General features: G+C 73.7%; 18 protein-coding genes. 6 read left to right on the plus strand and 12 right to left on the minus strand.

The window, feature by feature from the left end; translation table 11 throughout:
* Positions 1-174: 174 nt before the first annotated feature.
* Positions 175-1,176 carry a Bug family tripartite tricarboxylate transporter substrate binding protein gene (locus ACFU5G_RS10850; protein ID WP_377243591.1) on the minus strand — a complete coding sequence of 334 codons (1,002 nt, stop codon included), beginning with the start codon at positions 1,174-1,176 and terminating at the stop codon, positions 175-177.
* 185 nt (positions 1,177-1,361) lie between these two features.
* Here ACFU5G_RS10850 and ACFU5G_RS10855 point away from each other — a divergent pair, with 185 nt between their 5' ends.
* Complete coding sequence (locus ACFU5G_RS10855) at positions 1,362-2,717, plus strand: ATP-binding protein (protein WP_377243594.1); 1,356 nt, start codon at positions 1,362-1,364, stop codon at positions 2,715-2,717.
* Entirely contained in the window at positions 2,714-3,415 is a 702-nt protein-coding gene (locus ACFU5G_RS10860; protein ID WP_377243597.1) for a response regulator, read from the plus strand. Before ACFU5G_RS10855 ends, ACFU5G_RS10860 begins: the two co-directional genes overlap by 4 nt.
* A gap of 57 nt (positions 3,416-3,472) precedes the next feature.
* Here the strand turns inward: ACFU5G_RS10860 and ACFU5G_RS10865 are convergent, their stop codons facing one another.
* From ACFU5G_RS10865 to ACFU5G_RS10905, 9 genes are all read right to left on the minus strand, one after another.
* Positions 3,473-3,892 (minus strand): rhodanese-like domain-containing protein, encoded by a 420-nt coding sequence (locus tag ACFU5G_RS10865; protein WP_377243600.1) that lies wholly within the window; start codon positions 3,890-3,892, stop codon positions 3,473-3,475.
* Positions 3,893-4,046: 154 nt separating this feature from the next.
* Positions 4,047-5,051, minus strand: a complete 1,005-nt coding sequence (locus ACFU5G_RS10870) for an isopenicillin N synthase family dioxygenase (protein WP_377243603.1) — start codon at positions 5,049-5,051, stop codon at positions 4,047-4,049.
* Positions 5,052-5,338: 287 nt separating this feature from the next.
* Entirely contained in the window at positions 5,339-6,019 is a 681-nt protein-coding gene (locus ACFU5G_RS10875) for a hypothetical protein (RefSeq protein WP_377243606.1), read from the minus strand.
* Positions 6,020-6,118: 99 nt separating this feature from the next.
* The gene (locus ACFU5G_RS10880) at positions 6,119-7,288 is read right to left on the minus strand and encodes a hypothetical protein (protein WP_377243608.1); all 1,170 of its coding nucleotides are present in this window, start codon (positions 7,286-7,288) and stop codon (positions 6,119-6,121) included.
* Positions 7,285-7,899, minus strand: a complete 615-nt coding sequence (locus tag ACFU5G_RS10885) for an RNA polymerase sigma factor (protein WP_377243611.1) — start codon at positions 7,897-7,899, stop codon at positions 7,285-7,287. Before ACFU5G_RS10885 ends, ACFU5G_RS10880 begins: the two co-directional genes overlap by 4 nt.
* Positions 7,900-8,014: 115 nt before the next feature.
* Entirely contained in the window at positions 8,015-11,446 is a 3,432-nt protein-coding gene (locus tag ACFU5G_RS10890; RefSeq protein WP_377243614.1) for a S8 family serine peptidase, read from the minus strand.
* Between the two features lie 118 nt (positions 11,447-11,564).
* A complete protein-coding gene (locus tag ACFU5G_RS10895; RefSeq protein ID WP_377243617.1) occupies positions 11,565-14,171 on the minus strand; it encodes a dipeptide ABC transporter ATP-binding protein in 2,607 nt (868 codons plus the stop codon).
* Positions 14,168-15,115 (minus strand): ABC transporter permease, encoded by a 948-nt coding sequence (locus ACFU5G_RS10900; RefSeq protein WP_377243620.1) that lies wholly within the window; start codon positions 15,113-15,115, stop codon positions 14,168-14,170. The genes ACFU5G_RS10895 and ACFU5G_RS10900 overlap by 4 nt, the downstream gene beginning before the upstream one ends.
* A 25-nt stretch (positions 15,116-15,140) precedes the next feature.
* Positions 15,141-16,658: an ABC transporter substrate-binding protein gene (locus tag ACFU5G_RS10905; RefSeq protein WP_377243623.1), complete on the minus strand. Its 1,518-nt coding sequence runs from the start codon at positions 16,656-16,658 to the stop codon at positions 15,141-15,143.
* A 37-nt stretch (positions 16,659-16,695) separates the two neighbouring features.
* Here ACFU5G_RS10905 and ACFU5G_RS10910 point away from each other — a divergent pair, with 37 nt between their 5' ends.
* Together ACFU5G_RS10910 and ACFU5G_RS10915 are read left to right on the plus strand one after the other, a co-directional pair.
* Positions 16,696-17,520, plus strand: coding sequence for an exodeoxyribonuclease III (locus ACFU5G_RS10910; protein WP_377243626.1), 825 nt, complete (start codon positions 16,696-16,698; stop codon positions 17,518-17,520).
* 143 nt (positions 17,521-17,663) lie between these two features.
* Entirely contained in the window at positions 17,664-19,445 is a 1,782-nt protein-coding gene (locus ACFU5G_RS10915) for a septum formation family protein (RefSeq protein ID WP_377243629.1), read from the plus strand.
* On the opposite strand, the gene ACFU5G_RS10920 is transcribed toward ACFU5G_RS10915, so the two are convergent.
* Positions 19,423-20,469, minus strand: a complete 1,047-nt coding sequence (locus tag ACFU5G_RS10920) for an ArsR/SmtB family transcription factor (RefSeq protein WP_377243632.1) — start codon at positions 20,467-20,469, stop codon at positions 19,423-19,425. The two genes, ACFU5G_RS10915 and ACFU5G_RS10920, sit on opposite strands and share 23 nt — an antisense overlap.
* 175 nt (positions 20,470-20,644) lie before the next feature.
* Positions 20,645-23,272, minus strand: a complete 2,628-nt coding sequence (gene clpB, locus ACFU5G_RS10925; RefSeq protein WP_377243635.1) for an ATP-dependent chaperone ClpB — start codon at positions 23,270-23,272, stop codon at positions 20,645-20,647.
* Between the two features lie 127 nt (positions 23,273-23,399).
* Here clpB and cpt point away from each other — a divergent pair, with 127 nt between their 5' ends.
* Both cpt and ACFU5G_RS10935 read left to right on the plus strand, forming a co-directional pair.
* A complete protein-coding gene (gene cpt, locus ACFU5G_RS10930; protein ID WP_377243638.1) occupies positions 23,400-23,957 on the plus strand; it encodes a chloramphenicol phosphotransferase CPT in 558 nt (185 codons plus the stop codon).
* The gene (locus ACFU5G_RS10935; RefSeq protein WP_377243641.1) at positions 23,941-24,735 is read left to right on the plus strand and encodes a sulfite exporter TauE/SafE family protein; all 795 of its coding nucleotides are present in this window, start codon (positions 23,941-23,943) and stop codon (positions 24,733-24,735) included. Before cpt ends, ACFU5G_RS10935 begins: the two co-directional genes overlap by 17 nt.
* The last annotated feature ends 45 nt before the right edge of the window (positions 24,736-24,780 follow it).

The raw sequence follows: 24,780 nt of genomic DNA on the forward strand, positions 1-24,780 counted from the left end.
GTTTTTTTTTTTATACCCCCCGGCCCCGGCGGGGGGGCCCCCCCCACTCCCCGGCCCCCCCGCCCGCCCCCCCCGGGGGGGGCGGGGTTGGCCGGGCGGCGCGGGGGGTCGGGGGCCCCCCCGCCCCCCCGCCGCCGGGTGGTACGGGCGCGCCGGGCGCCGTGCTGTCGCTGGTCACCTGACGAGCCCGATGTCCTTGAGCACCGTCTTGATCTCGGCGATGTTGCCGTCGAGGTAGGTGTCGAACTCGTCCCCGGCGAGGAAGGCGTCGTCCCAGGCCTTCTCCTCGAGCGTGGCCTGCCAGGCGTCGGACTCGGCGAGCTCGGTGACGGCGCTGGTCAGCGCCTCCTTCTCGGCGTCGTCGATCGAGCCCGGGGCGACCACGCCGCGCCAGTTGGTCAGGACGACGTCGTAGCCGGCCTCGGTGAGGGTGGGCGTGTCCGGGAGGGCGTCGACGCGCTCGGCGCCGGAGACCGCGAGCGCCCGCAGCTCGCCCGCCTGGACCTGCTCGGCGTACTCGCTGACGCCGGAGATGCCGGCGTCGACGTTGTTGCCGAGCAGCGCGGCCAGGGACTCGCCGCCGCCGGAGTACGCGATGTAGTTGAGGCTGCTCGCGATGTTCTCCGACGGCATGCCCGAGGCCTGGAGCAGCATGCCGGCGAGGATGTGGTCGGTGCCGCCCGCCGAGCCGCCGGTGATGGCGACCTCCTTGCCGTTCTCGGTGATGGCGCCGACGAGGTCGTCGATGGTCTGGTAGTCCGACTCCTTGGGCACCACGATCACCTCCTGCTCCTCGGTGAGGCGCGCGATCGGGGTGGTCTGCTCGATACGGGCCTGGGCCTCGTTGGTCTCGACGGCACCGACCATGACCAGGCCCATCACCAGAAGGGTGTTCGGGTCGGTCTCGGTGGCGATGTTCGCCAGGCCCACGGTGCCGCCCGCACCGTCGACGTTGGTGACGGTGGCGGAGCCGACCAGTCCCTCCTCCTGCATGTCGGCCTGCATGGCGCGGCCGGTCTGGTCCCAGCCGCCGCCGGGACCTGCGGGGACCACGATGCTGAGCTCGTCGATGGCGGCGTCGCCGCCACCACCGCTCGACTCCAGCATCGAACAGCCCGTGAGGGCCAGGGCCAGGACGATTCCGACGGGGGCAGCCCCGGACCGGATGATGCGCATGTCTCCTCCTTGAGCGGATGCGGGTACCGGAGCCGGCCGCTTCGCCGGCCTCTCGGACCACTTCGGCGAGAGCGTAGGGAGGGCGGGTCGCGGGGCCCTGGTTCTGGTCGCAAGAAAGGTTGTGGTCGTTTCGGTCACGCCGGGCGGCTACCGCGCGGGCTGTGACCCGGTGCACACTTGCGTCCGTGAAGAGAGCGATGACGCTCCGGGCGCAGCTGCTGGTGCTGCAGGTCGTCATCGTGCTCGTGCTCGTGTGCACGACCGGGCTGGTGGCCTCCGCCCTGCAGGAACGACAGCTCCGTGAGGCGTACGTGGACCGGATGGCCGGGGTCGCGCAGTCCGTGGCGCGCCTGCCCGCCATCCACGACGCGTTCGACGACAAGGACCCGTCCGCGACGATCCAGCCGATCGCCGAGGTGATCCGCGAGGCGTCGCAGGTCACCTATGTGGTGGTCACCGACGAGAACGGCGTGCGCTACTCCCACCCCGACCCCGACCAGATCGGGCAGCGCGTGTCGACCGACCCGTCCGTGCCGCTGTCCGGCCGGGTGTGGACGGGCACGCAGACCGGCACGCTCGGCACGTCGTGGCGCGTCAAGGTGCCCGTGTTCGGCGACGCCGCCGACGACTCCTCGCCCGCCCCCGTGATCGGCACCGCCAGCGTGGGGATCCTGGAGTCCGAGCTGCGGGCCGACCTGAACGACGACCGGGGCTGGCTGCTCGGCACGCTGGGCGCCGCCGCGATCGTGGGGGCGCTCTGCGCAGCCTGGGTGACGCGGCTGGTGCGCCGCCGGATCTACCTGCTGGAGCCCGACGACATCGCGACGCTGCTGGAGACCCGGGGCCTCACGGACGCGCTGCGCTCCCGGTCGCACGAGTTCGCCAACACGGTGCACGTCATCTCGGGGCTGCTGGAGCTGGGCCGCACGGAGGAGGCGGTCGCCTTCATCGAGCGGTCGGGCTACGGCGGGCTGCTCACCGCGTCCGCCGTCGCGCCGGGCGTGCGGTCCCCCGAGGTCGCCGCCCTGCTCCTGGTGAAGACCATCACGGCGCGGGAGCGGGGCGCGACCCTCGACGTCTCCGAGGACTCCGCGCTGGACGCGCCGGCCGGCCCCGACGACTCGTCGCTGCACACCGACGCCCTGGTGGTGCTCGGCAACCTGATCGACAACGCGGTGGACGCCGCGCGGCCCGAGGGCCGCGTCCGGGTGACGCTCCGGGTAGAGGGCCCGCACCTGGTGCTCCAGGTGGACGACGACGGCCCGGGCATCCCGGCGCAGCTGCACCACCAGGTGTTCAGGGCCGGGTTCTCCACCAAGGTGCCCGGCGACCGGGAGCACAGCCGCGGCATCGGCCTGGCCCTGGTCCGGCGGGTCGTGGACCGGTGGGACGGCGAGGTGGTGATCGGCACCGGCGACCTCGGCGGGGCGTGCGTGCGGGTCGAGCTGCCGGTGCCGGCCGCCGTCGAGCATGTGGGAGCGGGCGTCGGTGCCGGCGTCGGTGCCGGCGCTGCCGCGGGCGCGGTGGAGGGGAAGTCGTGACCGAGCCGGCGCGGACGCTGGTGGTCGAGGACGACCCGGTCGTCGCGACCGTGCACCGGGGCTTCGTGGAGAGCCACCCCCGGTTCGTCGTCGTGGGCGAGGCGCGGACCGGCGCGGACGCGCTGCGTCTCGCGTCCGCGCTGCGTCCCGACCTGGTGCTGCTCGATCTGCACCTGCCCGACTTCGGCGGGCTCGACGTGCTGCGGCAGCTGCGGCACCTGCCCGGTCCTCCCGTCGACGTCGTCGCCACCACCGCCGCCCGCGAGCTCGGCACCGTGCGCCAGGCCATGGCCGGCGGCGTGGTGGCCTACCTGGTCAAGCCGTTCACGTCGGCGGCCCTGCGGGAGCGGCTCGACGAGGTGTGGCAGCGCCGCGAGGACGTACGCCGCGCCCAGGACACGCTCGACCAGGACGAGGTGGACCAGCTCCTGGCCGGATCGCGCTCCGCCGTCGACCGGCTGCCCAAGGGACTGTCGTCCCGGAGCCGCGACCTGGTGCGGGAGGCGCTGGCGGGGCTGTGCGGGGAGGCCGGGGCGGTGGCCCGGGACGCGTCGGCAGCCGAGGTCGCGAAGGTGGTCGGCATGTCGCGGGTCAGCGCCCGCCGCTACCTGGAGCACCTGGTCACGGAGGGATACGCGCAGGTGACGCCCCGGTACGGCACGACGGGCCGCCCGGAGAACCGCTACCGCCCGGCCTGACGCTCCGCCCGCCGTCCGAGTGCGAAGTGCGCTTCGACGCGGTTCGCGGCGGCCGCGTCAGATCGGGGACGTCAGCGGGTCCACCTCCGGCTGCACCGGGCCGGTCGCCGTCTCGTAGGCGAAGCCCTCCCGGACCCAGTACTCGAAGCCGCCGATCATCTCCTTGACCTGGTAGCCGAGCTTCGCGAACTCCAGGGCAGCCTTCGTGGCGCCGTTGCACGCCGGACCCCAGCAGTAGACGACGACGGGCTTGTCCCGGTCGACGGTCTGCTCCGCCCGCAGGCGCACCTTGCCGCCGGGCAGGTGCACCGCGCCCGGGACGTGCCCCTGGTCCCAGCAGGCCGGGGAGCGCACGTCGACCAGCGTGAACGGGCTGCCCCCGGCGAGCGCGGCGTGGACGTCGCTGACGTCGGTCTCGAAGGCGAGGCGGCCGGCGAAGTGGGCGACGGCGGCGGAGGTGTCCTGGGTGGTCGTCATGGCCAGATTCTGCGGACGCCGGGGCGCCACGGACAAGAGCCCGGACACGCACTGTTCCTGAAGGATCCGTAAGGCGCGCTACCCCGTGCCACGTGTCAGACCCACAGGTCACCCGGGGGATCCGTAGGTCTGACACGTGCTGGAGGCGAGGTGCTCACGCCTGCTGCAGCAGGCCCGGGTGCTGCGCCTGGACCACGTTCGGGTGCGCGCGGACCCGGCTCTTGAGCCAGTTGTCGCCGAACACGGCGTGCAGCGGGTTGGCCGGGTCCGCCGTCACACCGGGGGCCTCCGCACGGAGGTCCGGCGGCAGCTCGACGTCCGGGATCGTCGCGTCCAGTGCCGGCCCGTGGAAGTACGGGATCGAGATGCGCTCGGTCCCGGCCGCCGGGGACACCACGCGGTGCAGCGTCGCCTTGAGGTAGCCGTCCGTCGCGATCTCGAGCAGCTCGCCGATGTTCACCACGAACGCGCCGTCGGGCGGCACGACGTCGAGCCACTCGCCGTCCTTCTCGACCTGGAGGCCGGCCTTGCCGTCCTCGACCGAGAGGAGGGTGAGCACGCCGAGGTCCTTGTGCGCGCCGACGCCCTGCGCGGGCGCCGCGGCCTCGACGCCCGGGTAGCGGGCGATCTTCAGGTGCGGCGAGGGCCGCTCGAACACGGCGTCGAACGTGTCGGACGGCGCCCCGAGCGACTCCGCCCAGGCGCGCAGCAGCCGCGTGGCGACGCCGTCGAGCCGGCTGAGCCACTCCTCCGCGACCTCACGCAGGGCGGGCAGGGACTCGGGCCACAGGTTGGGGCCCTCCAGGACCCAGTAGTCGGGGACGCCGGGCCCGGCCGGGACGGCCGGGCGTTCGGCGCCGATGTCGATCTGCTCGCGCTGGTCCACGCGGCCGAGCGTGCGTTCGCCGCCCATCCGAGTCCAGCCGCGGAAGTGGGGGCTGTGCACGTTCTCGATCGCGCGCTTCTGCTCCTCGGGGAGGCCGAAGAACTCGCGGGCGGTCGCGTACGCGCGGTCGATCAGCTCGCGCGGGACGCCGTGGCCGACCAGGGAGAAGAAGCCGACCTCGTGGGTCGCGCGCCGCAGCTCGTCGCGGAAGCGGGCCTGGTCGTCGGGGCCGCCGTCGAGCAGCGAGAGGTCGAGTACGGGGATGCCGGGCATGGGAGGGTCCTTTCGAGGGTGCCGGGTGGGGTGCGCCGACGGCGACCGCCCCGGCATCGACGAGACCTCGCCCGTGTGCTCCGAGACCTCCGGACGGAGGAGTGCGGGAGCCCGGTGCGCGTGCACGGGGATGCATGGTGAGCAGGAGCTGCTGTCGGCGGCGCGAGGAGACGCGCCAGGGGGTCGCCCGTTGGGCGACCGCTCAGCGGCGACAGCAGGAACAGAGGAAAGTGCTCACGATGTGAGACACGTTAGCACCCCGGGCCCCGGAACGGCGGGGTTCCGGGTCAGTCCGTCACGACCTCGCGCAGGAACCGGACGACCCGCCGCGCGCGGAACATCAGCGCGTAGCCGATGGCGATCACGTGCCCCACCACGCGCATCGTCTCGTTGACGGCGCCCTCCAGGAGCGTGTCCTCGTCGTCGACCACGCCGTCGCGCGCCGAGCGGAGGCTCAAGATCTTGGCCCGGTCGTCGGGGCCCAGCTCCTCCAGGAGCTTCGGCACGGTCGACAGCGACTGCGCGAACGGCGCGTTGCGTTCGAGCACGGGCTTGATGATGTCCTCGGGTTCGAGGAACTTCCCGGCGATGATCACGACGGCGACGATCGAGCGGCGTCGGGCGTACTCGGCCAGCACCGCGCCGGCGCCCGCGGACGCGCCCATGAGCGCGACCCGCTCGCCGCGCTGCTCGAACTGCTCGACCAGGGCGTCGAGCCGGTCCAGCCGCTCCTCGAACGAGGCGTCGGACGACCAGCGCACGCGGAACATCGTGGTGCGCACGCCGAGGGCGCGCCAGGTGCGCAGCGCCTCGCGCTGGAGGTGCACCAGGGGCGGCATCCGGTCGCCCAGCCCGGGCACGTAGATCAGCCGGATGGGCGGCTTGCCGGTGCGCGGCGTCCGGGCTCCCGGGATGCTCTCAGCGGGCGCGGGGAGGTCGCTGTCGTCGCTGGTCACGTGCTCGCTCATCTCGCGCAGGAGGCTACACCGACCAACGGCCACGGACGTGTCAGACGTACAGGTCACCCGGGGGACCTGTACGTCTGACACGTGCCTCGGAGTGGTGGGTCAGCGGTCCAGGAAGGGCGTCAGCCGTGGATCGTCGAGCTCGAGGGGCTGGACGGAACGCGCGCGCTCCTTGAGCGTCTCCAGGTCAGCGCCGGAGTCCAGGAGCCAGAAGCGGGCGCCGTCCTTGTCCCACCGGAGGCTCGGCGGGTTGGAACCCGTGCTCGACACGCCCTCGTCGTAGAGGGCGACACCGCCGTCGAACTCGACCGCCTCGTGGTTGCTCCCGTCGGCGATGCCGGCCTCGATCGGCGTCGTGACCGGCCAGGTCACCCAGAGGTACGAGTTCGCCTCGTCGTGCCACATCTGCCAGAGGTAGATCGTGGTCCCGGGTTCCACCTCCGGTACCCCGACCTGCTCGAACCCGTCCGGCGCGGGACCCGTCGCGGAACCGTCGGGGCCGTAGGTGAGGGACTTCAGGATCGCCCGGAACTCCTCTACCGAGATGCCGCCGGCGTGGGCGTACCAGGGATCTCCGAGCTCGTCGCTCCACACCACGTAGTGGTCCCCCGACGGGAGTGTCTCCACTTCGGCCCGGTCCAACGACGCGCGTGGATCAGGGAGGTCCGCACCCATCTTGCCCGGGTACACGGCCACGGCCCGGCCGTCTGCCGCATCGGCGAACACGACGACGGCGGTCCGTACCGCGCACTCCACCGGCGCGCTGTGCAGCCTCGGCGCGGCCGTCACCGGGACGTCCGGCAGCATCCAGCCGTGGTCGAGCACCCCGGACCACTCGGACGGCAGGATCACCGGGGAACCGTCGAGGCTCGAGCCGGGACCGTCGCACCGCGCCGCCGTGACGTCCTCCGCGGCCCTGTCCTCCGCCGTGGGCGACGGCGAGGCGGTGGGACCCGTCCGGGGATCCGGTGACTCCACCTGCGGGCCCATGTCCGCCGGCTGCGCCACGTCATTGAGCAGCACCGTCCCGACCACCCCGGCCCCGAACAGCAGCACGGTCGCGGTCAGCAGGACCAGGACCCGTCCCACGCTCCACGCGCGGCGCGGGCCCGACACGAAGGGACCTCCCCGGCCGCCCATGGTGAGCATCCCGTCTGCCTGCTCGTGCCAGCGGCCCCGCTCGAAGGCCGCGCGCGCGACCTCCAGGCCGGTGCCGTCCACGGCCTTGGTCGGTGCGAGCTCCAGCAGGTCGTCGTACCTCGTGCGGTTCATCGTGCCCTCCTCACGGCCGGGTCGGCCACAACACCTGCGGGGCCGGCCCCAGGGTTCGAGCGGCGCTCGCCGGTCGCGGACGACGTCGACGGCTCCGCGCTCTCGGACTCGAGCCGGCGGCGCGCTCGCGACAGCCGCATCTTGAACGCCGCGACCGAGCATCCGGCGACCCGCGCGGCGTCGGCCGGTGCGAGCCCGTCCCATCCGGTGAGCAGCAGCGCCTCCCGCTCCTTCGGCGCGAGCCGGAGGAGCGCGGCGATCATCGAGTCGCGGCGGCTCACGGTCGCCACGGTGTCGTCTGCCGCCCGGGCGACGCGCGCCAGGCGGACGAGCTCCCCCTCGGCCGCGCTACGCCGTCGGGCAGCCCGGCGCTGGTTGCGCACCACGTTGCGCGCCACCACCAGCAGCCAGGGCAGCGGGTCGCCGGGCAGGCTCGCCAGGCGTCGCCACGCGACGAGGAAGGTCTCGGAGACCACCTCCTGCGCGTCGTGCGGTTCCACGTGGCGCAGGGCATAGGCCTGGACGCGCCAGGCGTACGCGCGCCAGAGCTCGGTGATCCGGTCCTCGTCCGACGGGGGATCGCCGTCGGGAAGACTTCGTAAGGTCGTCACGTACTGGAATGTCCGCTCGCGCGCCGGGGTAACAGTCTCACCGAGAGACGCACGTGTCAGACGTACAGGTCACCCGGGGGACCTGTACGTCTGACACGTGCGCCGCGGGCTCGGGTCAGCGCACGGCGTACGCGCGGATCACCGTCTGCTTGATCGAGCCGCCCGACGCGTCCCGCGCCTCGACCCGGAGCGAGACGTGCTCGGTGCCCCGCGGTACCCGTACCGGCCCGGTGAACGTCCCGGCCCGCTTGTCGGCGAGGGGGACGGCGTGCCAGGTGGCGCCGTCGTCGGCGGACCACCACAGGCGGGCGTTCGTCACCTGGTTCTTCGCGGACCGGCCCTCCGGGGTACCGGTCTGGTGCCCGACCGTGAGCGTGACCCGCGTGCCGCGGGGTGCCGCGTTGCGCGCGTCGACGCCCTTGACCGCGTAGCCGACGTCGAGCACGGCCGGGCCGGTGGCGGCGTCCGGCGCCGCGCGGAACCGCCACTCGGTCCGCGTCCGCGTGGACCGCTCCCACCAGGAGGACTCGTGGCGGGCGTCGAGGACCACGCGGTGGTCGGCGCCGCCCGCGGGGAGCGCCACCTCGGCCGAGGGCCGCGTCCGGTCGAGCACGGCCTCGCCGTCCTGCCAGACCCGCAGGCGGGTGCTCTGCCCGTTGAAGCCGGCGAACGGGTGCCCCTCCGCGTCGCTCCACGGCACGAGGCGGAGGCCGAGCGTGTCGTCCGCGACGGTGAACGTTCCGGCTTCCGCACGCGTGCTCAGGACGGCGCCACCCACCGTGGTCCGGGCCTTCTCCCGCGGCGCGTAGGTGCGTGCAGGGGCGTCGAACCAGCCCTGCTGCGGGTCGTCCGCCGAGCCCGTGTACACCTGGAGGCCCCAGGCGACACCGTTCGCGCTCAGGTACTCGGTGCGCCGGCCCGGGATCGCGACCGGGCTCCCCAGGGCCGAGCCCCACAGGTGACCGGGCGCGGTGCCGACCCGGGCGCTCTCGGCGGCGTGGTCGGCGCCGAGGGACGCGTACGTGGTCGCGACCGCGGCCGTGTTCCGGGCCGTCGCCCGGAAGCGGAACGTGTCCACGACGTCCTGCGTGTAGAGCAGGTCGTAGGTGTACGACGGCGCCCGGCCCGCCGCCACCGGCTGCTCCAGGACGAAGTGGGTCTGCAGGTCGTACGTGCCGACCGCGACGGGCGCATCGGTCGGCGTCGCGTACGCCTTCGCGTCGGCCCCGACCAGGGTGCCGAACCCGAACGGGTCGTCGCCCGCCGCCGTGGTCCGGGTGTCCTCCAGCGCGATCCACCGGACCGCGGCGGGCCGGTGGGTGGACACGCTCAGCTCGCGCGCCTCGCGGGCGTCGAGCACGACCGTGGTGTCGTCGGCGACGGTCACCTCCGGCCGGAGCACGGCGGAGACCTCGGAGACGACGTACTCCTCGTCGGTGGTCCACAGGAAGCCCGTGACCGAGTACCGGCCCGGCGGCACCCGCAGGTCCAGGCCCTCGGGGCCGATCTCCCCGTGCTGGTCGAACAGGGTCGGGTCGTCCACGTTCACGATGCGCACGCTGGAGGACCCGGTGTGCGGCTGGCCGTCACGCCCGAGCGTCCGGATGTCCAGGTCGGCGAGGTCGGGCTCCTTGTACCAGCCGAGCGGCGTGCGGACCTCGCGACCCTCGGCGTCCGTGGCCGTGACCGCGCCCGAGTAGCGGCGCTCGACGGCACCGGCCGTCCGGTCGACGCCGACGTCGATCGCCGCCGTGCCCCCGGCGGGCACCGTCAGGGACGTGGCGTCCAGCGTGACGGCGCCGGCGGGCAGCGGCTCGCCGTCCTGGTCCGACGCCTCGACCGCGAGGTCCAGCGTGATCGCGGCCGCGCCGGGGTTCTCGTAGGTGAGCGTCCTCGTGGAGGCGCCCTCCTGCGGGTACTCGAAGCCGCCGAACGACAGCGAGGCGGGCGTCGGCACCACGGGCAGGTCTAGCGCGGCGGGGACGAGGACGCGTCCGGCGCCCTCGTCGAAGGCCCCGCCGCTGGTGTGCACGGCCGAGCCCATCAGGACGGACTTGAGCTGCGGGCCCGTGAGCTCGGGGCGCGCCTGCTTGAGCACGGCTGCCGCACCGGCGACGTGCGGCGCGGCCATGGAGGTGCCGCTCCAGGCCGTGTAGGGGCCGGCGTCCTCCCCCTCGTTGGTGCCGGCGGCACGGGCCGCGACGATCTCGACGCCCGGCGCCGTGATGTCCGGCTTGATCGCGTAGTCCCGCACCCGCGGTCCGCGGCTGGAGAAGTACGCGACCTGGTCGTCATCGTCCACGGCGCCGACGGTCAGGGCCGAGTTCGCGGCCCCCGGCGGGACGACGGCGCCGTACAGGCCCTCGTTGCCCACGGCCACGACGAAGAGCGTCCCGTACCGGTCGCTCAGCGTGTCGACCGCCATCGAGAACGGGTCCGTGCCGTCGGTGTAGCGCTCGGACTCGCCGAGGCTCATGTTCACCACGTCCGCCCCGGCCTCCGCGATCCACTCCATGCCGTCGATGATCGACGACGACTCACCGCCGCCGAAGTCGTCGAGGACCTTGCCGACCAGGAGGTCGGCGCCGTGGGCCACGCCGCGGTTGTCGCCGTCCGACGCCTCGCCCGAGCCGAGGGCGATGGAGGCCACGTGCGTGCCGTGGCCGTACCGGTCCTGGGTGTCCCCGGAGCCGGTGAAGTCGCGTGCCCCGACCAGTACGTCGTCGAGGTCGGGGTGGGTCGCGTCGAGGCCGGAGTCGAGCACTCCGACGGTCACCCCGTCGCCGGTGAACCCGGCGTCCCAGGCGGCCGGCGCGCCGATCTGCGGCATCGAGCCCACGTCGAGCGCCTCGACGTGCCCGTCGAGCCAGACCTTGACGGCCGGTGCGGCCTCTACGCCCGGCGCCGCCGAGCGGGCCGCCGGGGCCGGGTCCAGCGTCGCGAGCAGGTCGGCGGCCGCGGCCCGGTCCAGGTCGGCCGAGACGGCGCCGACCGACGGCAGGCTCCGCTCGGGTTCGAGTCCGAGTGCCGCCCAGTCGAGCTCGTCGTGCTGCGCGAGGCGGGCCGATGCCGCGGCACCGGACCCGTCCGGGGTGACGGACGGGGTGGCCGCCGCGTCCGCCACCGCGGCGTCCTGCACGATGACGGGGACCGTGTCCCGGTGCGCGTCGTCGTACCCGGCGGCGACGAGCCCCGTTACGTCGAACAGGGCCGGGTCCAGGCGGTCAGGCACGAGGCGCGCGACGTCACCGGGGATCACCCGCACGCTGTCACCCTGGACCAGCTTCTGGAAGGCGATCCCCTCGCGGCCCGCCGCAGGCCGCACCGTGACGGACCTGCGGCCGTCGGGGTACCGCCCGACATCGACCTGGTCGCCCGTGATCAGGGTGACCGTCGCGGACGACGCCGGCGCGGCAGCCGTCCCGCCCGTCGCGTCGGCGCCCTCCCCGCCGGACCCCGTCCCCCCGGACGACCACGCCGGTACCCCCGTACCCAGCGCGACCGCCACCGCGATCGCCGCTGCCGCTGCACCCGTTCTGGCGCGCATCTGCCTGTCTCCTTCGTGAGGACGCCGGCGGTCGAATACCGCCTTCACGAGGGCAGACGCCGCGTGCGCCCGGATCGTTGGGGTGGAATGTCCGGAGCGGCGCGGGTGTCGGTGCAGGTCAGCGCAGCAGCGGCGTCGCCGCGCGCAGGCGGCGCGTGTACTCGTGCGCCGGGTCGTCGTAGACCTGGGCGGTGGGCCCCTGCTCCACGATCAGGCCGTCGTGCATCACGGCGACGTGGTCGCAGACGTGCCGCACGACGCCGAGGTCGTGCGACACCAGCAGGAGGGTCAGCGCGCGCTCGTCAGCCAGGCGCGCGAGCAGGTCCAGCACCTGCCGCCGGACGGAGACGTCGAGGGCGCTGACCGGCTCGTCCGCCACGAGGATGCGCGGGCGGCACACCAGCGCCCGGGCGATCGCGATGCGCTGCCGCTGGCCGCCGGAGAACTGGTGCGGGTACCGCTCGGCCGAGTCGAGCGGCAGGCCGACGGCGTCCAGCATCTCGCGCACCGCGTCACGCCGTCCGGCCGCCGAGCGCGGGCCGCCGTCCCGGACGTTCATCGCGTTCAGCAGCGGCTCCGCCACGATATCGCCGACGGTCATCCGGGGGTCGAGCGACCCGTACGGGTCCTGGAACACGAGCTGCAGCGCGGAGCGCAGGCCGCCCAGGTCGCGCGGCTCGGCCGGGCTCAGCTCGACGCCCGCGGTCACTACCCGGCCCGACGTGGCCCGGTCGAGCCCCGCGACGATCCGCAACAGCGTGGACTTGCCCGATCCGGACTCCCCCACGATCCCGAACCGCTGCCCCTCCCGGACCGCGAGGGACACGCCCCGCAGCGCCTGGACCGTCTGGCCCCGGTGCGCGTAGGTGCGGGTCACGTCCTGGACCCGGATCAGGGCGGGTTCCGGGGTCTCGACAGGCTCGACCAGCGACGGGGGCTCGACCAGCGGGGGCTCGACCAGCACCTCCGGGGGCTCCACCGGCGACGGGGGCTCGGCCGGCGACGGGCGAGGTTCGAGGGTCGACGCCGCCAGCAGCCGCCGCGTGTACTCGTGCCGGGGGTGCGCGAACACCTCGTCGACCGGGCCCTCCTCGACCACGACGCCGTCGAGCAGCACCACCACGCGCTCGCACACCTGGGACACCACGGCCAGGTCGTGCGTGATGAACAGCAGCCCGGCGCCCCGGTCGCTGACCAGCCGCGTCATGAGGTCGAGCACCTGGCGCTGGACGGTGACGTCGAGGGCCGTCGTCGGCTCGTCCGCCACGAGCACGGCCGGGTCGTTGGCCAGCGCCGTCGCCAGCACCACACGCTGCCGCTGCCCGCCGGACAGCTCGTGCGGGTACCGCCGGGCGGCGCCGTCGGGCAGGCCCACCTCGGCGAGCAGCTCCGCCGCACGGCGCGTCGCCGTCCGCCCGTCCGTGCCGTGCAGGGTCATGGCCTCGGCGACCTGGTGGCCCACGCGCATCAGCGGGTTGAGCGCGGTCATCGGCTCCTGGAAGACCATCGAGATCTCCTGGCCGCGCAGGCGGGCCAGGGCCCGCTCGCCCCGGTCCAGGAGGTTGCCGTCGACGCCGGCGAGGCCGACGTGCCCGGTCGCCGTGACGCCGTCGGGCAGCAGGCCGAGGGCCGCGAGCGCCGTCATGGTCTTGCCGGATCCGGACTCGCCGATCAGCCCGACGCGCTCCCCCGTGGCGACCCGCAGCGAGAGGTCGTCCAGGAGGGTGCGGCCGCTCGTCGTGCGGACGGTCAGGCCACGCAGGTCGAGTGCGGGGGTCTCGACAGGCTCGACCGGCGAGTGTGCGAGGGTCTCGGCAGGCTCGACCCGCGGTGGCGCGGCGGGCCCGGGGTCGGTCGCGAGCCGCGGGTCCAGGACGTCGCGGAGCCCGTCGCCCAGCAGGTTGAAGCCGAGCACGGCGACGGCGATGGCCACCCCGGGCACGATCGCGAGGTGGTCGGCCAGGCCGAGGAACTGCTGGGACTCCTGCAGCATGCGGCCCCACGACGGCGTGGGCGGGGGAGTGCCGAGGCCGAGGAACGACAGCCCGGCCTCGGCGAGCACGGCGATCGCGAAGTTCACGGAGCACTGCACCAGCACCGTGCCGGCGATGTTGGGCAGCACGTGCCGCGCCGCGATCGCGACCTCGCCGCGGTTCGCGGCCCGGGCGGCGAGCACGTAGTCGGACCGCATCACCTGCAGCGTCCCGCTGCGCGCGACGCGCGCGAACGCGGGGATGGAGCCGATGCCGAGCGCGACCATCGCGGTGACCGTGCCCGCGCCGTAGACGGCGCCCAGCACGATCGCGAGCAGCAGGCCGGGGAACGCGAGCAGGATGTCGGTGCCGCGCATGAGCACCGCGGCCGGCCGGCCGCGGCCCGACCCCTGGAGCATCCCGGCGAGCACGCCGAGCGGCACGCCCACCAGCGCGGCGATCCCGACCGCGACCAGCCCCACGAGCAGCGTGATCTGCGCGCCGGCCATGACCTGCGAGAACACGTCGCGGCCGAACCGGTCGGTGCCGAACCAGTGCTCGGCCCCCGGCGGCAGCAGCCGCTCGGCGCCCGCGTGCTCCGGGTCGTACGGGGTCCAGACGAGCGAGACGAGGGCCGTGACCAGCACCAGCCCCACCAGTACGGCGCCGATGACGAGCTGCGGGTGCGCGCCGAGACGGCGACGGGTCTCGACAGGCTCGACCGACGGGGTGCGGCGCCGCGCCCCGGTCATGCCGCCCTCCGCAGGCGCGGGTCCAGCAGGGTGTAGGCCAGGTCGACCAGGAAGTTCAGGAGCACCACCAGCACCACGAGCACCGCCACGATCGACTGCACGGCCAGGAGGTCGCGGTTGCCCACCGAGTCCAGCAGCAGGCTGCCGAGCCCCGGCACGGCGAACACCCGCTCGATCACCACGGCGCCGATCAGCATGGACGCGATCTGCACGCCCACGACGGTCACGATCGGCACGCCCGCGTTCCGCAGCCCGTGCCGCACCAGGGCGCCGGTGAAGGTGAGCCCCTTGGCGCGGGCGGTCCGCAGGAAGTCCTCGCGCATGATCTCCAGCACCGCGCTGCGCACGTACCGCGTGATGATCGCGGCCTGCACCGAGCCCAGCGCGACGGCGGGGAGCAGCACGTGCCGCCAGAACTCGCCGAGCCCGTCGGCCGGCGCCGTCCACCCGCCCGACGGGAGCCAGCCCAGCCGCACCGCGAAGACCGCGACGAGCAGCACGCCCACCAGGAAGTTCGGCACGGCCACGCCCACCTGGCTCACCGCCGAGAGGGTCACGCCGCCCGCGTTCCGGTGCCAGACGGCGGCCATCGTGCCCACCGGCACCGCGACCACCAGCGCGATCAGCATGCCGAGCAGCACGAGGATGCCCGTGACCTGCACCCGGTCCGCGACCAGCGGCGTCAGCTCCTGCGACGTCACGTAGCTGGTGCCGAGGTCTCCGGTGAGCAGCCCGCCCACCCACTGCAGGTACTGGACCACCAGTGACCCGTCCGTGCCGTGCTCGGCCCGCCAGGCCGCGAGCGCCTCGGGCGACGCCTCGATCCCGAGCGCGACGGCGGCGGGGTCGCCCGGCAGCACGCGCAGCAGCACGAAGATCGCGACCGTCGCCACCAGCAGCGTGACGACGAGCTGTGCGGCGTGCGAGGCGAGGTGTCTGACCACGGGGCGGCGTCCGGCGTCGGCCGGATCAGCGGTCCGACCAGCGCAGGCCGGTCAGGTCCATGGACTCCGTGGTGGCGTTCGCGGCGATGCCCGACAGGGCCGCGTCGGCCACCACCGTGTTGGGGAAGAGGAACAGCGGGTCGCTCGCGGCGTCGTCGACGATCATCCGGGAGACCTCCTGCATGCCGGCGACGTACTGGTCGGGGCTGCCCTCGTCGGCCTTCTCGGCCAGCTGGCCAAGCTCCGGGTTGTCGTAGCCCACGTAGTAGTCGGGGTCCCCGAAGATGGTGAGCATGTCCCGGGCCTCGGTGTGGAGGATCACGGACATCTCGTAGTCGTGCTCGGTGAACACCTTGTCGAGCCAGACCGCGGGGAACTCGGCCGGGACGATCTTCGCGTCGATGCCGACCTCCTTGAGCTGCGAGACCACCACCTGGGCGACGGCCTCGGCGTACGGGCGGGTCGGCACGTCGAAGGTGATGCTCAGGTCCTCGGCGCCGGCCTCGGCCAGCAGCTCGCGCGCCCGGTCGGGGTCGTACGGGTAGGCGCCGGTCAGGTCCTGGTAGTAGGGGTCGGTGGGCGGCACCATCGAGCCGATGAGCTCTCCGTGCCCGGCCCAGGCCGTGTCCAGCACGGCCTTGCGGTCGATCGCGTACATGATCGCGCGGCGTACGTTCAGGTCGTCGAACGGCGGCCGGGCGTTGTTCAGCGCGAGCAGCACCTCGCCCGTCGAGGTGCCGTCGATCACCTGGAGGTCCTGGTCCTGCTCCAGCCCGGAGATCAGGTCCGGGGCCTGCATGTTGTACGCCATGTCGATGTCGCCGGCGCGGACGGCGTTGGCCTGCGCGTTCGCGTCGGCGAAGTACCGGACGGTGACGTCGGTGAGCGCGGGGGCCTCGCCCCAGTAGTCGTCGCGGGCGGCGAGCGTGACGTGCTCGCCGGTGGCGACCTCCTCGACCGTGTACGGGCCGGTGCCGACGGCCTCGGTGGCCAGGTCGACGGACAGGTCGTCGGGGAACATGGCGCCCACGGACGTGCCCATGTCGAACAGCCAGGCGTTGCTGGGGTGCGTCAGGGTCACGGCGACCTCGGTGTCGCTGACGGCCTCGACGCTCTCGACCACGTCCATCTTCGACTTCAGGCTCAGCGTCCAGTCGTCCTGGACCCGGTCGATCGACGCGACGACGTCGTCCGCGGTGAAGGCCGAGCCGTCGGAGAAGGTCACGCCGTCGTGCAGCGTGAAGGTGTAGACGGTGCGGTCGCCGTTGATGTTCCACTTCTCGGCGAGCTGCGGCTGCACCTCGCCCTCCTGGTCGATCGTCACCAGGCCCTCGTAGACGTTGTTCATCAGCAGCTGCGGGATGGCCGAGCCGGACGTCGTGGTGAAGTCGAGGTTGGTGGGCTCCCCGGTCAGCCCGACGACGACGTCGGTACGCCCGGCCGAGGCCCCGCCGGACGAGCTGCCGGCGGAGCACGCCGTGAGCAGGACCGCTGACGTGAGGACGACGACGGCACCGACAGGACGCCTGCTGAGGTTCTGCACGGTGCCAGGGTAGTCGGGGTGAACATAGGGTGAGCCTGTGCGCCTCGTCACCTGGAACGTCAACTCGATCCGCACGCGGGTCGACCGCGTGCTCGCCTTCCTCGACCGGTCGCAGACCGACGTCCTGGCGATCCAGGAGACCAAGTGCCGGGACGACCAGTTCCCCACCGCGGCCTTCGAGGCCGCCGGGTACGAGGTGGCGCACTTCGGCCTCTCCCAGTGGAACGGCGTGGCCATCGCGTCGCGCGTGGGCCTGGCCGACGTCGCGACCCACTTCCCGGAGCAGCCCGGCTTCGCCAAGGCGGCCGCCGACGCCGACCCGGACGCCCTGCTCGACGTGGCCCCGCCGCTCGAGGCACGCGCGATCGGCGCGACCTGCGGCGGCGTCCGCGTGTGGAGCCTGTACGTGCCGCACGGCCGCGCGCTCGACGACCCGCACTACGCCTACAAGCTCGCGTGGCTGGAGTCCCTGCGGACGGCGGCGAAGACCTGGGCCGACGCCGGCGACGCCGTCGCGCTCACCGGGGACTGGAACGTGATCCCGCTGGACACCGACGTCTACGACGCCGCGGACTTCGCCGGCAAGACGCACGTGTCCCCGCCCGAACGGGCCGCGTTCGAGGCCTTCGGCGAGGCCGGGTACACGGAGCTGACCCGCAAGTTCCTGCCCGAGGAGCACACGTACACCTACTGGGACTACCAGCAGCTCGCGTTCCCCCGGAACAAGGGCCTGCGGATCGACTTCTGCTGGGCCTCGCCGGCGCTCGCCGGACGCGCCGCGGGGGCCGCGATCGACCGCGACGAGCGCAAGGGGAAGGGCGCCTCCGACCACGTGCCGGTGATTGTCGACCTCGCCGACTGATCCGTCGCGCGCCCGCTGTGATGTGCTGAGGTTCCACTCTCGATGAGGAAATCATCGGGTGAAATTGTCCATAAATCGAGTGCTCTCGAAACGGGTACCGTTCCGGTGGCAGGGTCGTTACAGAATGTCGGTAAGTTAACTGCATGACGTCGACGCCCGACCAGACACCGGCCGCCACTGAAGTCGCCGAGATCCCCGTTTCGGATCCTGTCGCGAAGGCGTCCGAGGTCGATTCGGAGCCCGGCCCGGCTCCCCAGGGCCCCTCCGGCAAGGGCGACAGCGACGACGACGCGGACGCCTCCGAACCGGTGGGCGAGGCCCCGGAGGGCGCCGACGCGGACGCCGGTGCTGCCGCGGACTCCGGTGCGGCTGAGCACACTCCTGTAGCTGGGCACGATGCTGTGGACAACGCTGTGGATGGTGCCGCGGACGAGCCCGTCGGCGACTCCGTGGACGAGCCTGTGGACAACGCTGTGGACGAGCCCGTGGACAGTCCCGCCGGGGACTCCGCCGCCGAGGCGCCGAGGCCCGCGCCGAAGCCGGTCCCCGAGCCCGAGGACGTCGGGCCCGCCGAGCCGCCCGCACCGTCGAACCGCCCGAAGCGCTACGAGGCGCCCACCGAGGAGATCGCGATCGTCCCGCCCACTCGCGCCGCCGCGCCGACCGCGCCCGAGGCGCAGGAGTCCGAAGCACCGGAGTCCGAGACTCCCGAGGCCCCGGCGGACGACGCCGCCGGCTCGCCCGCCGAGCCCGCCGTCGACGTCGACGTCGACGTCGAGCAGGCGGACGAGAAGCCCGCGGAGCAGGCCGAGCAGAAGGCCGACGCCCCGGAGGACGACAAGAAGCCGGCCGGCAACGTCCCGGTGATCGACGAGAACTTCGACTTCAAGGCGCTCTCGTTCGCGGCCATCTCGGCGGCGCACAAGAAGGCGCTGGGTCCCCGCACGGTCGCGGCCAAGGACGAGACAGAGGACGGCGCCGAGGCGACGACGTCGGCAGCCTCCCCGGCAGAGGCGTCTGCCGACTCCCCCGCCGACGCGCCCGCCGGCGACGCACCGGCCGCAGACGCACCCGCCGCCGAGGCACCCGCGGAGGCCGCCGCCGGGCGGGCGACCACGGACGACGCCGGGACGGACGAAGCGGCCGCCGCCGAGGACGCCACCGCGGAGTCGGAGCTCTTCGCCTCCCCGGCGACCCGCACCCCGCCGGCCCCCGCGCCGGCGAGCCCGTTCCCGACGCCCGCCGCGCCGGCGCAGCACCAGCCGGCCGCGCAGACCCCGGCCCAGCCGTCCACGCAGCCCGCCCCGCAGCAGCCGCCGTCGCCGTTCCCCGGGACCCCCGGCGGCTCGGCGCACTCGTTCCCGGCCGTCCATGACTACGCGCCCGAGGCGTCATACGCCGGCTGGCGCCCGCCCACGGCGGAGGACGAGTCCGCGAAGCGGCGCCGCTACGCCCTGATCGGCGGCGCGACGCTGGCCGTGGTGGCCATCGTCGCGGTGATCGCCCTGATCGTGAACGTGGTGGGCCGCCAGCAGTGGGAGCCCATCGAAGCGATGATCGCGGAGCCGCAGGAGGTGCACCCGCTGCAGCTCGTGCTCGGCTCCTGCGTGGAGAGCGTCCCCGCGGACGGCGAGGTCTCCGAGGTGCTCGCGGTCCCCTGCGACGCCTCGCACACCGCCCAGGTGGTGGGCCGCACGGACTTCGCCGACGCCGCCGTCTGGCCCGGCCGCGACGCCGTCGACAAGCGCATCGCGCAGGTGTGCGGCACCAAGCAGCTCGGCCCGGTCGCGCGCACCAGCCCGGTGGCCGGCTCGGTGAGCTACGTGGTCTGGGGCCCCAGCGAGGAGTCGTGGGCCGACGGCGACCGCGTGGGCCTGTGCCTGGCGACGACCTCGGAGCCGATCACGCAGGATCTGCTGCAGTAGCCGACGCCGTCGGGACCCGGCGCTCGTTGCCGTCCAGCAGGGTCCGGCCCAGCGGGGTCAGCGCGTGCAGCACCGTGTTGCGCTCGCGCCCGCTGGCGACGAGCCCGGCGTTGCGCAGCACGGTCGCGTGCTCGGAGGCGGACGCCGGCGAGATCGCCAAGCGCTGCGCGAGCTCGCTGGTGGTCGCCTCGGTGCCGAGCTCCCGCAGCACCGCGGCCCGGGTGCGGCCGAGCAGCGCGGTGAGCCTGCGGCCGCCGTCCTCGTCGGCCCGGTCCTCCGGCCGCCGGCCCGTCCAGACCTGCTCGTGGGTGATCGGGTAGAGCAGCAGCGGCGGCAGCTCGGGGTCGGCCAGCGAGATCGGGGCGCGGTGGCAGAAGTAGGACGGGACGATGAGCAGGCCGCGGCCAGCCAGGTGGACGTCCCGCTCCGCGGCGGTCGCGACCGACAGCACGGGATGCTGCCAGCGGATCGCGGGGTGCAGGCTGCGCAGTGCGTGCTCGGTGCCGCCCTCGACCCAGGCGCGGGTGCGCGCCGCCCGGTCCACGTCGACGGCGGCGAGGATGCCGCTCCAGTACGGCCCGACCGCCTGCTGGTGGTACGCCCGCATCGCGACGCCGAGCCCGCGCACCGCCGACACCGACCCGTCGGCGAGGTCCCGCATCCACAGGTGCGGAGTGCGGCCCTGCGCCAGCCGCGAGATGTCGTGCCGGAGCCGAGACCTCGAGGTGGACAGCACGGCGTCGAGGCCCACCTCGAACGTGTCGGGGCCGGTCAGCGGCGCGCCCGAGCCGATGACGGGCGTGAGGAAGTCCGGCGAGTAGCCGCGTGGCGGCGCCAGGCGCAGCAGCATGCGCGCCGCGGGCGGCAGGCCGGTCAGCACCCGCGCCCGCCAGGGCTCGAACAGCAGGGAGCCCGAGCGCTGGTTCACCAGGTGGGCGCTGAGCAGCGTCTCCCACATGGGGTCCGGGCCAGGCGCGATCCGGACCCGCGCCAGATCGTCCGCGGTGAAGTGGAAACGCAGCATCGGGCCTCCCTGACCGTGCCGGGCACCGCGCGACCGGCCGCGCACGATTCACCCCGCACATACAGAGGGACGAGTCGCAATTCGGGTTCTGGGCGTTCCGACGGCCACCTTCACAACACCGTCACATCCAGGCGGTCGCCCGCCCGGGCTTCGCGCCCGGGCGAGCGCCCCTCGCCTAGGCGGTCAGCACCCGCCGATCCAGTGCGAGCCCCTCGCCGTCGGCGCGGTCCACGACCACCGTGTCGCCGTCGGTCACCTCGCCGGCGAGCAGCAGCCGCGCCAGGCGGTCGCCGATCTCGCGCTGCACGAGGCGGCGCAGCGGCCGGGCGCCGTAGGCCGGGTCGAAGCCCTCCAGGGCGAGCCACTCGCGGGCCGCCGCGGTCACCTCCAGGGTGATGCGCCGGTCGCCGAGGCGCTTGGCGAAGGCACCGACCTGCAGGTCGACGATGTGGCCGAGCTCGTCGAGCGACAGCGCGTCGAAGATGACCACGTCGTCGAGCCGGTTGAGGAACTCGGGCTTGAACGCCGCCCGCACGGCCGTCATCACGGAGTCGCGGCGCTCCTCGTCCGACAGCATCGGTTCCACGAGAAACTGCGAGCCGAGGTTCGAGGTGAGCACCAGGATCGTGTTGCGGAAGTCCACGGTGCGGCCCTGGCCGTCGGTGAGGCGCCCGTCGTCGAGCACCTGGAGCAGGATGTCGAAGACCTCGGGGTGGGCCTTCTCCACCTCGTCCAGCAGCACCACCGAGTAGGGCCGGCGCCGGACGGCCTCGGTGAGCTGGCCGCCCTCCTCGTACCCGACGTAGCCCGGAGGCGCGCCGACGAGCCGCGCCACGGAGTGCTTCTCCGCGTACTCGGACATGTCGATGCGCACCATGGCGCGCTCGTCGTCGAACAGGAAGTCCGCGAGCGCCTTGGCGAGCTCGGTCTTGCCCACGCCCGTGGGGCCGAGGAACAGGAACGAGCCGGTGGGCCGGTCGGGGTCCGAGACGCCGGCGCGGGTGCGCCGCACGGCGTCGGACACCGCGGCCACCGCGGCCCGCTGCCCGATGAGGCGCTCCCCGAGCACGTCCTCCATGTGCAGGAGCTTCTCGGACTCGCCCTGCAGCAGGCGCCCGGCGGGGATGCCGGTCCAGGCGGCGACCACCTCGGCGATCTCGTCGGCGCCGACCTTGTCGGCGATCATCGGGGGCTCGGCGGTCTCCGGGCCGAGGCCCTCGGGCTCGTCCTCCGCGCCGGCCTCGGCCTCCTCGGCGGCCGCGAGCTCCTTCTCGACCACGGGGATCTCGCCGTACTGGATGCGCGCCGCGCCCTCGAGGTCGCCCTCGCGGAGCTTGCGCTCGGCGTCGGTGCGCAGCTCGTCGAGGCGCGCGCGCAGGTCGCCGACGCGGTTGTGCCCGGCCTTCTCGGACTCCCAGCGCGCGGTGAGCGCGGCGAGGGCCTCGCGGCGGTCGGCGAGGTCGGCGCGAAGCCGTTCGAGGCGGTCCTTGGAGGCGGCGTCGGCCGACTCGGACAGCACGACCTCTTCCATCTCCAGGCGCGTGACCGCGCGCTGCAGCTCGTCGATCTCGATCGGGGACGAGTCGAGCTCCATCCGCAGGCGGGACGCGGCCTCGTCGACCAGGTCGATGGCCTTGTCGGGGAGCTGCCGGCCCGAGATGTACCGGTCGGAGAGGGAGGCGGCGGCCACGAGCGCCGAGTCGGCGATCGTCACCTTGTGGTGCGCCTCGTAACGCTCCTTGAGCCCGCGCAGGATCGCCACGGTGTCCTCCACCGACGGCTCGCCCACGAACACCTGCTGGAACCGGCGCTCCAGCGCGGGGTCCTTCTCGATGTGCTCGCGGTACTCGTCGAGCGTGGTGGCGCCGACCATGCGCAGCTCGCCGCGGGCGAGCATGGGCTTGAGCATGTTGCCGGCGTCCATGGCGCCCTCACCGCCGGCGCCCGCCCCGACCACGGTGTGCAGCTCGTCGATGAAGGTGACGACCTCGCCGTCGGACGCCGTGATCTCCTCCAGGACCGCCTTGAGGCGCTCCTCGAACTCACCGCGGTACTTGGCGCCGGCCACCATCGAGGCCAGGTCGAGGGAGATCAGCCGCTTGCCCTTGAGGGACTCGGGCACGTCGCCCGCGACGACTCGCTGCGCCAGCCCCTCGACGACTGCGGTCTTGCCGACGCCAGGCTCGCCGATGAGCACCGGGTTGTTCTTGGTGCGGCGGCTCAGCACCTGGATCACGCGGCGGATCTCCGAGTCGCGGCCGATCACCGGGTCCAGCTTGCCGTCGCGCGCCTGCTGGGTCAGGTCGGTGCCGTACTGCTCCAGCGCCTTGTAGGTGCCCTCCGGGTTGGGGCTGGTGACCCGGCCCGAGCCGCGGACGGCGGGCAGCGCGGCGCGCAGGGCGTCGGCGGTGGCCCCGGCGTCGGACAGGATCTGCGCCGCGGACGACTGGCCGGCGGCCAGCGCGATGAGCAGGTGCTCGGTGGAGACGTACTCGTCGCCCAGGCCCTGGGCCTCCTTGCCCGCCAGGTCGAGGACCGTCGCCAGTGCGCGGCTCGCGCTCGGCTGGGCGGTGCTGCTGCCGCTGGCCTGGGGCAGCGCGACGAGGGCCGCGCGCACCTGCTGGCCGATGGCCTGCGCGTTCGCCCCGACCGCGTCGAGCAGGCCGACGGCCACGCCGCGCTCCTGCGTGAGCAGCGAGGCGAGCAGGTGGACCGGCTCGAGCTGCGGGTTGCCGGCGGCCGACGCCGACTGGATGGCGTCGCCGATCGCCTGCTGCGACATGGTCGTGAACTTGGTGTCCATGAAGCCTCCCGGGGCTGGTGATGGTGGGCGGAGTTCTACCTCGATGAAACCGTCTCAAAGTTGAGTCTATTCCGCTCAACTTGGAAATCACTGTAGCGCGCGTCACCGACACTCGTACGGTGGCGGCATGAACACCCAGGTCATCGTCCTCAACGGCGGGTCGAGCTCCGGCAAGTCGGCCATCGCCCGCGACCTGCAGACCGTGCTGCCCGAGCCCTGGCTGTCGCTCAGCGTCGACACCCTCGTCGACGCGATGCCCGCCCGGCTGACCTCCGGCGGCGACGGCATCGGCTTCGCGGACGACGGCGGCGTCGCCGTCGGCGGGGACTTCATGGCGCTGCAGGACGCCTGGATCACCGGGCTGGTCGCCATGGCGCGCGCGGGCGCGCACCTCGTGGTCGACGACGTGTTCCTCGGCGGCGGCGCGTCGCAGCGCCCCTGGCTCGACGCACTGGGCGACGTGCCGACGCTCTGGGTCGGCGTGCGGTGCGACCCGGCCGTGGCCGGGCGGCGCGAGGCCGCCCGCGGCGACCGGGTCACGGGCATGGCCGCGCAGCAGGCCGACGTCGTCCACCGGGGCGTCCGGTACGACCTGGAGATCGATACCACGAGCACCGGGTCCCTGGACTGCGCGCGGACCATCGCCGCTCACCTGAGATCATCACGGGGTGACCGAGCAGACTGACGACTCCCTGACCCCACCCCGCGCCGTACTCGTCGGGATCGTCGGCGGAGCGTTCTCCGGCCTGTTCGGCCTCGGCGGCGGCATCGTGATGGTGCCGCTCCTGACCTCGCTCGGCGGGCTGACGCAGCGCCGCGCGAGCGCCTACTCGCTGGCGGCGATCCTCCCGGCCGCGATCGTCGGGTCCATCCCGTACCTGACGCACCAGGCGGTCGACCTGATCTCCGCCGGGCTGCTCGTGGTCGGCTCCGTGGTCGGCGCGGCCTACGGCGCGCGGCTGCTCGCGCGCGTGCCCGAGACCCTGCTGCGCTGGCTGTTCGTCGGCGTGCTCGTGGCGGGCATCGTGCGGTCCCTGCTCGACGCGTTCGCCGACCCGCCGTCGGTCAGCACGGCACAGGGGATCCCCAGCCTGCTCGACGGCGCCGGGATGGTCGGCCTCGGCCTGGTCATGGGCATCGCGTCGGGCCTGCTCGGCATCGGCGGCGGGCAGATCGCCGTGCCGGGGCTGTCCGCGCTGTTCGACTTCGCCCCCGCGCTCGCCAAGGGCACGTCGCTGGTCGCGATGATCCCCACCGCGATCTCGGGCACCTGGGTCAACGCCCGCAACGGCCTGGTGCACCTGAAGACCGCGGCGATCATCGGCCTGGTCGCGTCGGTGTTCTCCTTCGGCGGCGCGAGCCTGTCGGTGGTGCTGCCCGACAACGTGGCCTCGATCGCCTTCGCCGCACTCCTGGTGTTCGCTCTGGTCCAGCAGGTCCGCAAGGCGGTGGAGAAGCGCTAGCTGAGTGGTCGGCAGATCGGGGTGGTCGGCAATTCGTGGGTGGTC

This window comes from Promicromonospora sp. NPDC057488 (genome assembly GCF_042802395.1).
GTDB lineage: Bacteria > Actinomycetota > Actinomycetes > Actinomycetales > Cellulomonadaceae > Promicromonospora.

Excerpts from the sequence above, each read along its gene's own strand:
- ACFU5G_RS10850 (WP_377243591.1), bottom strand. The coding sequence starts at position 1,176 with ATGCGCATCATCCGGTCCGGGGCTGCCCCCGTCGGAATCGTCCTGGCC.
- ACFU5G_RS10865 (WP_377243600.1), bottom strand. The coding sequence starts at position 3,892 with ATGACGACCACCCAGGACACCTCCGCCGCCGTCGCCCACTTCGCCGGC.
- ACFU5G_RS10870 (WP_377243603.1), bottom strand. The coding sequence starts at position 5,051 with ATGCCCGGCATCCCCGTACTCGACCTCTCGCTGCTCGACGGCGGCCCC.
- ACFU5G_RS10875 (WP_377243606.1), bottom strand. The coding sequence starts at position 6,019 with ATGAGCGAGCACGTGACCAGCGACGACAGCGACCTCCCCGCGCCCGCT.
- ACFU5G_RS10880 (WP_377243608.1), bottom strand. The coding sequence starts at position 7,288 with ATGAACCGCACGAGGTACGACGACCTGCTGGAGCTCGCACCGACCAAG.
- ACFU5G_RS10890 (WP_377243614.1), bottom strand. The coding sequence starts at position 11,446 with ATGCGCGCCAGAACGGGTGCAGCGGCAGCGGCGATCGCGGTGGCGGTC.
- ACFU5G_RS10895 (WP_377243617.1), bottom strand. The coding sequence starts at position 14,171 with ATGACCGGGGCGCGGCGCCGCACCCCGTCGGTCGAGCCTGTCGAGACC.
- ACFU5G_RS10915 (WP_377243629.1), top strand. The coding sequence starts at position 17,664 with ATGACGTCGACGCCCGACCAGACACCGGCCGCCACTGAAGTCGCCGAG.
- ACFU5G_RS10920 (WP_377243632.1), bottom strand. The coding sequence starts at position 20,469 with ATGCTGCGTTTCCACTTCACCGCGGACGATCTGGCGCGGGTCCGGATC.
- clpB (WP_377243635.1), bottom strand. The coding sequence starts at position 23,272 with ATGGACACCAAGTTCACGACCATGTCGCAGCAGGCGATCGGCGACGCC.
- cpt (WP_377243638.1), top strand. The coding sequence starts at position 23,400 with ATGAACACCCAGGTCATCGTCCTCAACGGCGGGTCGAGCTCCGGCAAG.